We start from the raw sequence: 13663 nt of genomic DNA on the forward strand, positions 1-13663 counted from the left end.
CGGCGGAGGGGGAGACGGGCCTGGCGGGGGTCAGGCCCGTTCCCGGTAGAGGGGGATGTCGATCGGCGGTTGCGGGATGAAGCCGCCGTGGCGGTCCATCTGCTCGTAGAGGTAGTCGTGTGAGGCCCGCGTGCGGGCCAGGGCGGCGTCGACGTCGACGTGCACCAGCCGCCCGTGCCGCTTCACCACGCGGCCGTCGATCAGCACGGTGTCGACGTTGCCGGAGTTGGTCTGGGAGATCACCGCACCGGTGGGGTCGCGGCGGTTCCAGCCGGCCTGGCTGATGCCGCCCATGTCCAGCAGCACCACGTCCGCCCGCTTGCCCGGGGTGAGCGAGCCCACCTCGTCGGCGATCCCGGCCGCCACCGCGCCGTTCATGGTGATCCAGCGGAGTGCGTCGCGCGTGCTCCAGCGCATCGCCTGCGGCGCGACCAGCCGCTCGTAGCCGGCGCTGTCGTCGCGCCAGCGCGTGGCCTGCAGCACCAATCGGGCGTGCGAGAGCAGGTCGCCGCTGTCGCCGCTCACGCAGTCGATGCCGAGACCCGGTCCGGGCGTGTGTTCCGTGGCCTCCCGGATGGCCGGGAAGCCCATCCCCATCTGCATCTCGGTCTCGGCGCACACCGAGACCGTGGTACCGGTGCCGCGCAGCAGCTCCCACTCCTCGGGCGTGTTGAAGGTGCAGTGCACGAGCAGCAGGTCGGGGCCGAGCAGCCCGTGATCGGACAGCACCTGCACGTCGCGGAAGAGCTGCCGCACCGCGAGCTGGTTGGCGTGCATCGTCATCCGGGCGCCGAGCTCGCGGGCCAGGGCGAACTCGGCGGCCACGTCGGCCACCGGGGCGATCGGCAGCTCCTGCGGCGCGATGCCGAAGCGCAGCGGCTGCGACTCGTCGCGGAAGTACTGCTCGCGGATCTCCCGCGCCAGCCGGGCCCGCGGCGCGAAGGCGGCGGGGTCGGCGACGCCCTCCCGGCCACCGGCGCCCTCGGACCAGGTGTTCGACGTCACCGGCGTCATCCCGTGCCCGTACAGCCCGCGGATGCCCGCGTCGAGCAGACCGGTCACGGCGCCGTGGGCGCACTCCGGGTCGAGGATGTTGTGGCAGTAGTCGACGATCGACGTCACGCCGCAGTTGATGGCGTCGAGGGCGCCGGCGTAGTTGCCCGCGTACATGTCCTCGGCCCGGTAGCGGATGGCCATCTGCAGCCGCATCCCGCGCAGGTAGTCGGGGATGGTGCCGTCGGCGAGGATGCCGCGCAGCTGGGCCTGCCAGGTGTGCCGGTGGGTGTCGATCAGACCCGGGACGGCGATCATCTCGCCGGCCTCGATCACCTCGGCCGACTCGGCGGCGGTGGAGAGGGAGCTGAGCCCGGTCTCCGGCGACACCGGCTCCACTGCCGCGATCCGCTGCCCCTCGATGAGGATGTCGGCCCGCTCCAGGTCGCCGATCGCGGGATCCACACTCGCGACGGCAGCACCCCTGATGAGTGTGCGGTGCGCCGGCAGGTCAGCCATGGTTCTCCTCGTCGAGCCCGGTAGGTCTCCCCAGTATGTGAAGCAATACCGCCGTTTGTCAACTCTCACTTCACATTGTCATACAGTCCCCATTCACACCTGTCGATCGGCGAGCGCCGCGAGCAGAAGCTCGGCGTTGGCGGGCGTGGCCTCGAGCTCTCCCGCCTCCACCCGGGCTGCCAGCTCGACCACCAGCTGGTTGAATGGCGCGGGCTGATCCACCGCCGCCAGCTCGGCGACGACGCGGCCGTTGATCTCGGCGACCTCGCTGCGGCGACCCTTCAACCAGTCCTGCAGCGAGGTGGTCTTGGTGTCGGGCAGCGAGTACGTGGTGAGCACGATCTCGAACAGCTGCTCGGCGAAGGCGTCGGGATCGCCGACGTTCTCGTCGCCCATCCCGAAGATCGGGCGCACCCGGCTGCCGCTGGCGATGGCGGCGCGCACGGCCTCCTTGCCGCAGGCGAGCATGAACTCGTACATCCCCGGCGCGGCGGCCGCAGTGTTCAGCTCGAGGCCGAGCAGCGCCGACGGCACGAGCTCGGCGGCGTTCACCACGAGCTTCATCCACTTCGACGAGCGGATGTCGTCGGAGACCTCCACGGTCCCCGCGTGCCGCAGCACGGCGGCGACCTCCTCCTCCCGGCCGTGCGTGGCGGGCGAGATGCTGCCCACCGCGAACCACGACTCCTCGGGCGGGTTCTGGCGGTTGGTGACCCCCGGCTCCCACATGTTCGAGGCGAGCTCGATCACGGCGCCGATGGTGCGCTCCCCGCCCACGACATCCGCGATGTCGTCGATCGACATGCCGTTCTGCAGGCCCACGACCAGGCTGTCGGCCTTCAGCAGCGGCTTGATCAGCTCGCAGGCCCAGCGGGTGTCGTAGGCCTTCACCCCGATGAACACGATGTCGAACGTGTCGCGGATGGTCGCCACGTCGCACAGGTGGAACGCCTGCACGGCGGTCACCTCCGTGCGGTCGGGCATGCGCACCTCGATGCCCCGCTCGCGGATGGCCTCCACGTGCGCCGGCCATTGCTCGATGAACGTCACGTCGAGCCCTGCGCGGGCCATGTCGGCCCCGATCCCGGCCCCGTTGGCACCCGTTCCGACCACGGCGATCTTCTTCATCGGTTCCTCGCTCTCCCCGGGCGCGCCCGTGCGTCCGCCTGATTGTGTACTGTATAGGTTCACACGTTGTGAACCAATACCACAATCACGGATGCGATCCGGGTGGCGGAGCGCTCAGGTCATCGCGGCGACGTGCTCGAGGGAGCGCGCCTCGAGGAAGGTGCACAGCTCGGAGGCGATCATCAGCTCGGCGGCCAGCCGGCTCAGCCGGGCGGCGTCGAGGGTGAGGTCGACGTCGCGCCGCGTGAAGGTGACCGTCCACCGCGGGTCGCCGGGCGCCACAGGCTCGAAGTACACGTCGATCGGCACGTGCTCCAGGTGCACCACGACCAGGCCGGTGCCGCCGTCGTCGTCTTCGTGGTCGAGCACGACGACGGTTCCCGCGATGTCATGACCGGATTCTTCGAAGTCCCCCACCCAGCGGCGGAGGGTCTCTGTGGTGCGAAACGGCATGGCGATCCCTTCTTCGCCTGAATTCTGCCAGAACGCGGGGATCTCCCCCGAACGCCTGAACCGGCCGGAATGCGGCGAGCGGCCTCACGACCGGAGACGACCCCGTGATCGCGTCCTCCGGACGGCGTCGTCTCAGCGCGGGACGCCCGGCCCGAACCCCAGTCGCGTCCACGGCCGAGGGGCATCCGGTGCGTACTGGAACAACGCCAGCTCGTGGAACTGGTCGTCTGGGATCATCAGGAGGACGGGACCGATCTCCACGAGGCCGAGCGAGCGGGCACTCGCCTTGGCCACCCTGGCCTCGCCGGCCTCCAGCACCCACAGACCGGTGGGCCCCCCGGCGAGGTAGACCCGATCGCGGAACCGGGCGACCCCGTAGAAGCCGGTGTCGCACACGGTGACGACCGCCAGGTCGTGCGGCGGGCCGGCGACGATCGCGCCGCCGAGGCCGGCGATCACGACGCGTCCCTCTCCTGTCGCTCGCACACCCGTCAGCACGTCACGGCCACCCCTCGGACAGTCGTCGGCCGGATAGGCGATGCTCGCCCACGACCGCCCGTCGAAGCGCAGTACGGTCGAGTCCGCCCCCACGCAGTACACGTCATCGCGCGCACTGCCGTGGAGGGCGTTGAGAGACACACCCGCCTCGTGCACGAGTTCCCAGCTCACTCCGTCCCAGTGGAAGAGTGCTCCCTCGTAGCTGCAGACGTGCACGTCGTCGTCTCCGGTTCCCCAGACACCCTGCAATCCCGGCGGATATCCCCCCGACCAGTCGGGCACCGTGGTGACCGACCAGGACAGGCCGGGATCCAGGGAGTCGTAGTCCAGGGGTGCCCAGCGCTGCGGAGGCCAGTCGACCGGCGCCGTCGTCCAGACGGTGCCGCGCGCACTGATGATCCAGAGGTGAGCCTCCGGCGACACCCACAGCGCCTGCAGAGAGTCGTTGGCGACGAGCACGTTCTGCCCGCGAGGCCTGTCCAGATCCATCATCGAGTGGTCGGGAGTCCAATCCGCCCTGACCACCTGCCCGACGGCGTTCACCGCGTCGCCCTCGTCGTAGAGGGCCTTCACCACGTAGAACGCGTCCGGCGTCGCCCCCACGGAGATCACCTGCCGGATGACCTGCGGAACCGATTCGTCCACCGGACCTCCTCGGCGCTCGCGTCCCCCGGGCGGGATTAGTCGAGCTTAGCTCAGCGGGCGGAGCCGGGGAAGGTGGCGTGCGGTTCTCGGAGCTACCCGATCGAGTAGAAGTGGGCGGTGCCGCCGGGCTTCTCCACGGTGACCGCGTTGTCGAGGTCGCGGTAGGTGGAGTCGAGGGTGTGACCCACCATGGCGATCGAGATCGTGCCGTCGGCGTTGTGCGTGACCTTCGAGATCACCTGAGTATGGTCGACGCCGTTGTCGTTCTGGGGATCCCAGTCGAGCATCACGACATCGCCGATCTTCAGCTGGCTGCGGTCGGTGAACTCGTACCGCGTGGTGTCCGGCCGGGAGTCGTAGTAGGCGTCCATCGGGTTGCCGCGGATCCAGCTGTAGTTGTAGTCGCCGGTGGTGGCGTAGTCGCTGTACCAGTCGGCGTTCTGCGTCCAGCCGCGCGCGAGCATGGTCTGGTTCACGAAGTTGCCGCAGTCGTTGTCGGGGAACTCGCCCCACTCCGCGAGGTTGTAGTCCTGCCAGTAGGTGAACGCGTAGCTCATCTGCGAGTCGACGGGCGTCTGGATCTCGTACGAGAAGGCCGCATCCGCCGCCGTCTGCGACCCGTCGTCCAGCGTGACCGTCACCGGCACCGCCCCCACCACGAAATTGAACGAGGCGGGGGTCACCGCGGTGATCGAGCCGTCGTCGACCACGTCGAACGCGGCGGCCGGCTCGGTGCCGAAGGCGACGGATGCCACGGCCGAGTCGCCCTCGAACCCGCTGCCGGCGATGGTGACGGTGGTGTCGCCGGCCAGAGCACCCGTCGCGGGCGTGACCGATGCGACGCCCACGCGCTCGCCCGCCGAGGCCGAATCGCCGGCGGCGACGTCTTGCGAGGCCGACTCGGCGGTCGAGCCGCCGGCGGCGCATCCGGTCAGGGCGAGCGCCGTGACGGCGATCACTCCGGCGAGAAGGGAGAACGGGCGCGTGCGGCGGGTCGGCATTGGCCCATACGAACACATTTACATTTGTGTCCCCTATGAAGGGGACATCGAGAGCCTCAGTGCGGTGGGCGCAGCGACTCCGGATCGGCGAGGGCCGTCGAGGGCGAACAGCCCAACTCGCCGGGCTGCAGCAGCACCGGGGCGGGCCGCACGTCGAGCACCCGGCCGTTCTCCGACTTCACCAGCACGCAGTCGTCGGCGTCGCCCATGGCCACCCCGATCCGCTCGGCGTCGTCGATCAGCACCCGCGGCGGCGCGGCCCGCTCGAACTCGTCCTCCGGCTGCTCGAGCAGCTGGCCGATCTCGGCCACCACGTCGGACTCCGAGGGCAGCCGCCCGCTCTGGATGGCCGCGAGCAGCACCTCGCGCGCCGACTCCCGGGCGTTCACGGCCACGACGTAGGTGATCGTCTCGTCGGGCTCCGGCGTCACGGGCACCGCATCCGCCGGGCAGTCGATCGACTCGACACCGTCGGTGGTGGCCCATTCGCCGACCTTGCCGTAGTAGTCGAACACCACCCGGAAGCAGTAGGCATCGGGGAGCTCGGCCGAGTCGCCGGGGGTTCCGGATGCCGCCTCCGCGGCTCCGGCGGGCACCCGCAGCTCGAGCGAGCCGAACGGCTCGGCCACGTCGAGCGACTGCTGCTCGTCGATGCCGATCAGCTCGATGGTGTCGGCGTCGACCGACACCTCGGCGACCGCCGCCCGCGCGTACCCCTGGATGTCGTGCGGCCGTTCGCCGCCGATCGCCCGCGCGAGATCGGCCACGCGCTCGCGCGCCGCCTCCCGCTGCGCCGCCACGGCCGTGGCGTCGGCGCCGCCGGAACCGCCCGCACCCTGCCCGGCCGCCGGGCCCTCGCCCGCCCCGCCCCAGGTGCCGGCCCCCACGCATCCGCTCAGCCCCGCCAGCAGGGCGACCGCCGCGATCGCCGCCGCGCCCCGTCGCGCGTGACGTGCTCGCATCGTCGTGGCCCACACCTTCACACGAGCGACCCTACCCACCCATCCTCCGCGCGACCCGTCACTTTCAGCCGTTCCCGCGTCGTTTCAGGGCCAAAAGTGACGGGTCGCGAGGAGGATGCGCGGGGTCAACCGGCATACGTGGGGGCGGCGGGGAGGCCGAAGAACTCTTCGAGGGTCGTGACTCCCGTGGAGTGCATCTCGGTGGCGAGGGGGACGCCGACCCAGCGGTAGTGCCAGGGCTCGAACTCGTAGCCGGTGACGGGGGTGCCGCCGTCGGGGTAGCGCAGGATGAAGCCGAAACGGTAGGCGTTGGCGGCGAGCCATTGTCCCGCGGTCGTGTCGGCGAAGCAGCGGCCGTCGGTCGAGCATCCGGAGATCGTGTCGAGGATGTCCATCGCCATGCCGGTCTGGTGCTCGCTGTAGCCGGGGCGGGCCGAGGTGAGGTCGGCGCCCTCGACACCGAGCGAGTTGACGTAGTAGTCGTAGGCCCGCACCTGCACGCTGTAGGAGCGGTAGCCGCTCTGGGCCACCAGCTGCACGCCGATCTCGTTCAGGGCCGCGTGGAACATCTCCTCCAGCGCCGCCGTCGCATCCGCCCGCAACTGGTAGCCGTTGGGGTTCGGCATGTCGGAGGGCAGATCGACGAGATCGGGCGGGGTGTACTCGCTGCCGTCGGCGAGCGGGCGCAGCTTGTTCACCACCACCCACGGGCTCGTCGGGTCGTCGATGGAGTTCGCGGTCTTGTCGAAGCCGGCGGGCGCGGGCGCGGGCTCGGGGACGGGCGGCGGGGTGGTGGGGGTCACGGGTTCCTCCGTCGGGGGCGCGGTGAAGCTCGGCGCCGGCAGCGTCGGGGTGGCGGATGGGGTCGAGGCGACGGGCACCGCGTTCGGCTCCGCCCCGAGACGGATGACCCCGCCCGCCACGAGCGAACCGAAGGCCACGACCGCGGCCACCAGCAGTGCAGCGGCGGCCAAGACCAGGGCCCGGCGGGTGTTCTGCCGGCGTCGAGCCGCACTCAGCTGCGCGCGCGATCCCCGGGGCCCGTCCGTCTTCGACACCCGCCCAGCCTATCCGGCGCGTCTGGGAGGCCCATTCGGTTGGCGAATGCGCCCGGCCGGCCGTACCCCCGGCCAGGAGGAGTAGAGTCAGTGCACTTCGGTTCGGGCCTGGATTTGGGTTCGCGGCGTCTCATCAGGCGCCATCCCTTTTTCCTTACCCTGGAGTGCGCCCGTGACGTCTTCGACTTCTCTCACCCCGCACGCCGCCCTCGACCGGATCGACGGCGGCGACGCGATCTCGATCGCGACGGCGACCGCCCTGGTCGGCGCCCGCGGCGACGACCTCGAGCGGCTGCTCGCGCACGCCACCCGCCTGCGCGACGAGGGCCTCGAGCGCGCCGGCCGGCCCGGCGTCATCACTTACTCGAAGAAGGTGTTCCTGCCGATCACCCGGCTCTGCCAGGACCGCTGCCACTACTGCATCTTCGTCGACACCCCCGGCGGCCTGGCCAAGCACGGCATCACGACGTTCATGGAGCCGGAGGAGATCCTCCAGATCGCGCAGACCGGCGCGGGCATGGGCTGCAAGGAGGCCCTGTTCACCCTCGGCGACCGGCCGGAGAACCGCTGGCCGGCCGCCCGCCAGTGGCTCACCGAGCACGGCTACAGCTCCACGCTCGACTACGTGCACGCGATGGCGACCATGGTGCTCGAGCAGACCGGACTCATCCCGCACCTCAACCCCGGCGTCATGTCGTGGAACGAGATGCAGCGCCTGCGGCCCGTCGCGGGCTCCATGGGCATGATGCTCGAGACCACCGCAACCCGCCTGTGGTCGCAGCCCGGCGGCGCCCACTTCGGCTCGCCCGACAAAGACCCGGCCCTGCGCCTTCGGGTGATCGAGGATGCCGGCCGCTCCCGCATCCCGTTCACCTCGGGGGTGCTGCTCGGCATCGGCGAAGACCACGGCGAGCGCGCCGACGCCCTCTTCGCCCTGCGCGCGCTGCACGGCCGCTTCGGGCACCTGCAGGAGACGATCGTGCAGAACTTCCGAGCGAAGCCCCGCACGGCCATGCAGAACGACCCCGACCTGGGGCTGGACGAGTACATCGCGGCGGTCGCGACGGCCCGTCTGGTGATGGGTCCGGATGCCACGGTGCAGGCGCCGCCGAACCTCACCGACCTCGACGAGCTCGGCCTGCTGCTGCGCGCCGGCATCAACGACTGGGGCGGCATCAGCCCGCTCACCGCCGATCACGTGAACCCCGAGCGCCCCTGGCCCGACATCGACCTGCTGGCCGGGCTCACCGCGCAGGGCGGCTACACGCTGCGCGAACGGCTCACCGCCTACCCGCAGTACCTCGCCGGCGCCGAGCGCTGGCTCGACCCGAACGTCGTGCCGGCCCTGCACGCGCTGATGGAGCCGGACACCCTGCTCGCCGACGAGTCGGCGCGCGTGCGCCCGCTCGCCGCCGCAGCCGTGGCCCCGGCCGCGACCGACGAGGCCTCCGCCACCATCTCCCGGCCGTCCGGGCGACCGGATGCCGTCACCGCCGACACGGGCACCGCCTCCACCCCGCCGCCGTCGCAGCGCGTGGGTACCGGCTCCCCCGATGACGCGAGAACTCCCGCCCGCGGGTGGTCACCGTCGGGGGCCCGCTCCACCGAGTCCGAACTGAGCGAGGCTCTGGCCACCGCGGCTGGACCGGGTGGGGCCGATTCGATCTCCGACCGGCAGGCCGCGGCACTGCTCGGTGCCCGCGGCACGGCACTCGCCGAACTCGGCGCGATCGCCGATGCAGCCCGCGCGGCCTCGGGGAACACCGCCGTCAGCTACGTCGTGAACCGCAACATCGACACCGCCCGGCTCACCGCCGACCCCAGCGACGATCCCGCCGCGCCCGCCCTCACCCTCGACATGGTCGAGCAGCTCGCAGCCGAGGCCGCCGAGCTCGGCGCCACCGAGATCTGCCTCCAGGGCATGCCCGGTGCGCACCTGCCCGGCAGCATCTACCTCGACGTCGTGCGCGAAGCGCGACGGGCGGCTCCCGAGATCAGCATCCACGGCTTCCGCCCCACCGAACTGCAAGACGGCGCCCGCCGCACCGGCCGCAGCCTGCCGAAGTTCCTCGACGACCTGCGCGAGGCCGGCCTCACCAGCGTGCCGGGCACGGCCGCCTTCGTGCTCGACGACGGCGTGCGTGCCGCGTTCAGCGGCGGGCAGCTGCCTCCGGTGGCGGAGTGGATCGCCACCGTCGAGGCCGCGCACCGCGCCGGCCTGCACTCCACCTCGACCCTGGTCTACGGGCACCTCGAGACCCCGGAGCAGATCGTCGCGCATCTGCGCCTCCTGGCGGCGGTGCAGGAGCGCACCGGCGGCTTCAGCGAGTTCATCCCGATGCCCTTCGTGCCGGGCGACGCCCCCGCGGTGGCGGCTCGGCTCGCCACGAGCGGGAAGACGGCCGCGAACGCGCACCCCCACGGCCCCTCCCCCGAGCAGTCGCTCGCCGTGATCGCGGTCGCACGCCTGCTGCTGGCCGGCCGGATCGACCACGTGCAGGTGGCCTGGACCAAACTCGGCCTCGGCACGGCCGCGCAGGCCCTCCGCGGCGGCGCCGACGACATCGGCGGCGTGCTGCTGGACGGCGCGCTCTGGCCCGAGGCCGGCCCCGAGGCCCGGCTGACGCTGGCGGATGCCGACGTCGAGTCGCTCGCCCGCGCATCCGGCCGCCCGGCCCGCCAGCGCGACACCGCCTACGCCCCGCTGCTCTCGGCCCCCGCATGGCGGTGACGGAGGTCGCCGACACCGTCGTGGTGGGCGCCGGCATCGCCGGCATCGCCGCGGCGGCCCGCCTGCGCCGCTCCGGCCGCACCGACGTGCTCGTGCTCGAGCGCGCCTACGACATCGGCGGCACCTGGCGCGACAACGTCTACCCCGGTGTCGCCTGCGACATCCCCTCGCACCTCTACGCCTACTCCTTCCGCCCCAACCCGCGCTGGAGCCGCCGGTTCGCCCCCGGCGCCGAGATCCATGAGTACCTGAGGAGCGTCGTGCGCGACGAGGGCCTGAGCGGTCAGATCCGGCTCGGCACCGACGTCACCGACATGCGCTGGAACGATGACGACGGGCAATGGCACCTCGAGACCAGCCGCGGCCCGCTGCGTTGCCGCGTGCTCGTGCTCGCCGCCGGCCGCCTGGCCGAGCCGCAACAGCCCGAGCTGCCCGGCCGCGAGGGCTTCACCGGCCCCGTGACCCACAGCAGCACGTGGCGGCCCGAGCTGGAGCGGGAACTGCGCGGCAAGCGCGTCGCGGTCGTGGGCACCGGGGCATCCGCGGTCCAGCTGGTGCCGAGGCTCGCCGGGATCGCCGCCGAGGTCGTGGTCTTCCAGCGCACGGCCCCCTACGTGGTCCCCCGGGACGACGCCCCCATCGACGAGCGCACGAAGACCGGTTTCGAACAGCATCCGGATGCGCTGGGCCGGCACCGCGACTCCCTCTTCGCCGAGTTCGAGGCCGGCCATACCGCTCGTGTCACCGCAGGCCCCGAGCGCGAAGCCCTGCGGCGAGCGGCCCGCGCCCACCTCGAGGCGCAGATCGCCGACCCCGGGCTGCGAGCGCACCTCACCCCCGACTACGAGATCGGCTGCAAGCGCATCCTGCTCTCCGACGACTACTACCCGGCCCTCGCCGGTGGTCGGGTGCACCTCGAACCCTCCGCCCTCGTCGCCTTCGACGGCGAGCGGGCGATCGCCGCGTCCGGCCGGAGCCACGCGGTCGACGCCGTGGTCTTCGCCACCGGCTTCGCCGCCGCGCAGCCCCCCTTCGCCGACCACGTGCGCGGCCGTGCCGGCCGACTGCTCGCCGATCACTGGGCGCGGGGCATGCGCGCCTACGCCTCGCTGCTGGTCGCCGGCTTCCCGAACCTGATGGTGCTCGACGGCCCCAACGCCGCCCTCGGCCACAACTCCGCGTTCGCCATGATCGAGGCGCAGGCCGAACTGGCCGACGCCCTGATCACCCGGATGCACGACGAGGGCGTCGGCGTGATCGAGGCCTCCGCTCCCGCCGAGACCGCGTGGACCGACCAGGTCGACGCCGCCGCGCGCGACACCGTCTGGCTGAGCGGATGCCGCAGCTGGTACGTCGACGAGCGCAGCGGCCGCCTCACACTGCTCTGGCCCGGCACGGCCACCGCGTTCCGCGACGCGCTGCGCGCCGTCGCGGCCCAGCCGCTCACGGCACTGGCCGCCGACGCAGCGGCATCGGCGGCCTCCTCGACGAGAGGTGTGCGGCTCAGCTCGTGCGGCGACGCTTCAGCGAGGTGACCACCATCGTGGCGGCCCCAGCGAGCAGCAGCAGTCCTGCGAGGGCGCCGACTGCGGCGGATCCGGTTCCGGTTCCGGTCGCAGCCAGAGCGGCGCCGGCTTCGGGTGCCGGGGTCGCGGCACCCGTGGGTGCCGGGGTCGGCGTGGGTTCCGGGTCCACCGCCGCAGCGTGGTCGAGCTCGGGGGTCGAGGCCGGTGCGACGCGGTGCAGGGTGGCCTGCTCGTAGTCGTACGACATCGCGAGCAGGTCGGCGTCGTGGCTGCGCGGTGCAGCGAGCTCGAGGCCCGCCGCCTCACCCGTCGAGGTGAAGCCGGCGGGAAGGGAGACGGTCGGGATGCCGGTGTTGGCACCCACGTCGCAGAAGGTCGTCCCCGCCCAGTCGGGTGTCGCGGATCCGGCGCTGGTGGGCATGGCGAGGGCATCCAGGTCGTGGTCGACGAAGTACTGGTCCATGGCCAGCTTGCCCGCCTCCTGCTCGGCGACCGCGGCGTCGTACGCCGGGTTGGGGATGTCGGCCCCCGCCAGGAAGTAGTCGATGTCGCCCTGCGTCATCGAGGAGGCGCCGTCGGCGATCACGTCTTCGAAGGTCAGCGCATCCGTCGGCTCGGCGAGGCTCGCGAGGCCCTCCGGCCAGGTCGCCTCGGTCGTGGCGAAGAAGGTGTTGATGCTCGAGCGCATGTCGGTCCAGCCGCCGCTCTTCAGCGTGCCCGAGACGAACTCGTGGGTGAAGTCGGGCACCGCGACGATCTCGGCGCCCTGGGCCTCCAGATCCGCGACGGCCTGGTCGAACAGGGCGATCTGCTCGGCGAAGCCGGGGCGCGCCTGCTCGTCGGCGGTGTAGTCGTACTGCACGTAGCCGATCCGCTTGCCTTCCAGGGCGGTGTCGCTGAGGCCGGCGACGTAGTCGGTCCCCTCCTGCACCTTCGCGATCTCGGTCTGCGGGTCGGCGGGGTCGTACCCGGCGATCGCGTTCAGCAGCAGCGCCGCATCCGTGACCGTCTTCGTCATCGGGCCCGACACGTCCTGGCGGATGCTGAGCGGCACGATGCCCGTGACGCTGGTCAGGCCCATGGTCGGACGGTAGCCGACGAGGCTCTCGTGCGCGCTCGGGCCCACGATGGAGCCGCAGGAGTCGGTGCCGAGTCCGGCCGGCCCGAAGCTCGCGGCGACGGCCGCGCCGGTGCCGCCGCTGGATCCGCTGGCGCTGTTGGCCTGGTTGTAGGCGTTGTTGGTGCGGCCGCGCTCGGAGCTGAGGGTGTAGGTGCCGTGCCAGGCGAACTCGGACATGTTGGTCTTGGCGAGGATGATCGCGCCGGCGTCGCGCAGCCGCTGCACCGCGGTCGAGTCGAGCTTGGTCTGGTAGGTCTTGAGGGAGGAGCTGCCGGCCGTGGTCGGCATGTCGAACGTCGCGTAGTTGTCCTTCACCAGGATCGGCACGCCGTGCAGCGGGCCGCGGATCTGGCCCGCCGCTCGCTCGGCATCCATCGTCGCCGCGGTCGCCAGCGCATCCGGATTGGCCAGGATGATCGCGGCCAGTCCAGGCTGGTCGCCGTAGGGGTCGTCGTACGCGGCCATGCGGTCGAGGTACTCCTGCACGAGCGCGGTGGAGGTGGTCTGCCCCGATTCGAGCAGGGCGAGCAGGTCGGTGACGCCGAGGTCGACGACATCGGGGGCGACGGTGGATGCGCCGGCCGCCGGAGCGGCGAACGCCGCCGGTGCGAGGGCGGAGGAGCCGAGCACGAGACCGGCGCACACGGCGGTGACGGCTGCGGCGCGGGTGAACGATCGGGCGGGAGGGCGAGGGGTCAACGCAGATCCTTTTCGAGGAGTGTTGTCAGGAACCTCCCACTGTGGCGGAGACGCGTTTCTTCGACGTTTCCTCCCGATTACGGTCTGCGGCTTCCGCCCACACCCCGAACGGCACCCCGCGGCGTCGAGACGCCTACATCGGGCTCGGCGGCAATGGGGAGTTCTCCCCCTGCTCTCGTTTTGGCGCCGTCACCCGGGCGTGCTTGAATTGCCCTCGTACGGGGCACATCCCACCCGAAGGGATGCGCCAGCGGTCTGAGGATCACCCAGTCCTCGCGACCCCGTGCCGTCTTACCCTCGCACGCACACTGCATCACGCATGAAGAACGA

10 protein-coding genes are annotated in these 13663 nt (G+C 71.7%); 2 read left to right on the forward strand and 8 right to left on the reverse strand.

What is annotated here, in order from left to right; translation table 11 throughout:
* Nucleotides 1-30: 30 nt before the first annotated feature.
* The 7 genes from ACN4JJ_RS06165 to ACN4JJ_RS06195 all read right to left on the reverse strand — a co-directional run bounded on the left by ACN4JJ_RS06165 (nt 31) and on the right by ACN4JJ_RS06195 (nt 7257).
* Nucleotides 31-1512 (reverse strand): amidohydrolase family protein, encoded by a 1482-nt coding sequence (locus tag ACN4JJ_RS06165; RefSeq protein ID WP_440709038.1) that lies wholly within the window; start codon nt 1510-1512, stop codon nt 31-33.
* Nucleotides 1513-1605: 93 nt separating this feature from the next.
* Nucleotides 1606-2640: a ketopantoate reductase family protein gene (locus ACN4JJ_RS06170; RefSeq protein WP_440709039.1), complete on the reverse strand. Its 1035-nt coding sequence runs from the start codon at nt 2638-2640 to the stop codon at nt 1606-1608.
* Between the two features lie 114 nt (nt 2641-2754).
* Complete coding sequence (locus tag ACN4JJ_RS06175; protein WP_440709040.1) at nt 2755-3093, reverse strand: hypothetical protein; 339 nt, start codon at nt 3091-3093, stop codon at nt 2755-2757.
* A gap of 132 nt (nt 3094-3225) precedes the next feature.
* Entirely contained in the window at nt 3226-4236 is a 1011-nt protein-coding gene (locus ACN4JJ_RS06180) for a beta propeller repeat protein (RefSeq protein ID WP_440709041.1), read from the reverse strand.
* Between the two features lie 92 nt (nt 4237-4328).
* Complete coding sequence (locus tag ACN4JJ_RS06185) at nt 4329-5237, reverse strand: amidase domain-containing protein (protein ID WP_440709042.1); 909 nt, start codon at nt 5235-5237, stop codon at nt 4329-4331.
* 56 nt (nt 5238-5293) lie between these two features.
* Nucleotides 5294-6220, reverse strand: coding sequence for a hypothetical protein (locus ACN4JJ_RS06190; RefSeq protein WP_440709043.1), 927 nt, complete (start codon nt 6218-6220; stop codon nt 5294-5296).
* 104 nt (nt 6221-6324) lie between these two features.
* Nucleotides 6325-7257 carry a M15 family metallopeptidase gene (locus tag ACN4JJ_RS06195; RefSeq protein WP_440709044.1) on the reverse strand — a complete coding sequence of 311 codons (933 nt, stop codon included), beginning with the start codon at nt 7255-7257 and terminating at the stop codon, nt 6325-6327.
* 172 nt (nt 7258-7429) lie between these two features.
* Here ACN4JJ_RS06195 and cofG point away from each other — a divergent pair, with 172 nt between their 5' ends.
* Together cofG and ACN4JJ_RS06205 are read left to right on the forward strand one after the other, a co-directional pair.
* Nucleotides 7430-9988, forward strand: a complete 2559-nt coding sequence (gene cofG, locus ACN4JJ_RS06200) for a 7,8-didemethyl-8-hydroxy-5-deazariboflavin synthase CofG (protein ID WP_440709045.1) — start codon at nt 7430-7432, stop codon at nt 9986-9988.
* A complete protein-coding gene (locus ACN4JJ_RS06205; protein ID WP_440709046.1) occupies nt 9979-11523 on the forward strand; it encodes a flavin-containing monooxygenase in 1545 nt (514 codons plus the stop codon). The genes cofG and ACN4JJ_RS06205 overlap by 10 nt, the downstream gene beginning before the upstream one ends.
* Here the strand turns inward: ACN4JJ_RS06205 and ACN4JJ_RS06210 are convergent.
* The gene (locus tag ACN4JJ_RS06210) at nt 11492-13333 is read right to left on the reverse strand and encodes an amidase family protein (protein ID WP_440709047.1); all 1842 of its coding nucleotides are present in this window, start codon (nt 13331-13333) and stop codon (nt 11492-11494) included. The genes ACN4JJ_RS06205 and ACN4JJ_RS06210 overlap by 32 nt on opposite strands.
* Between the last annotated feature and the right edge of the window lie 330 nt (nt 13334-13663).

It is taken from the genome of Herbiconiux dendrobii, from assembly GCF_052048175.1.
In the GTDB taxonomy this organism is placed as follows: Bacteria; Actinomycetota; Actinomycetes; order Actinomycetales; family Microbacteriaceae; genus Herbiconiux.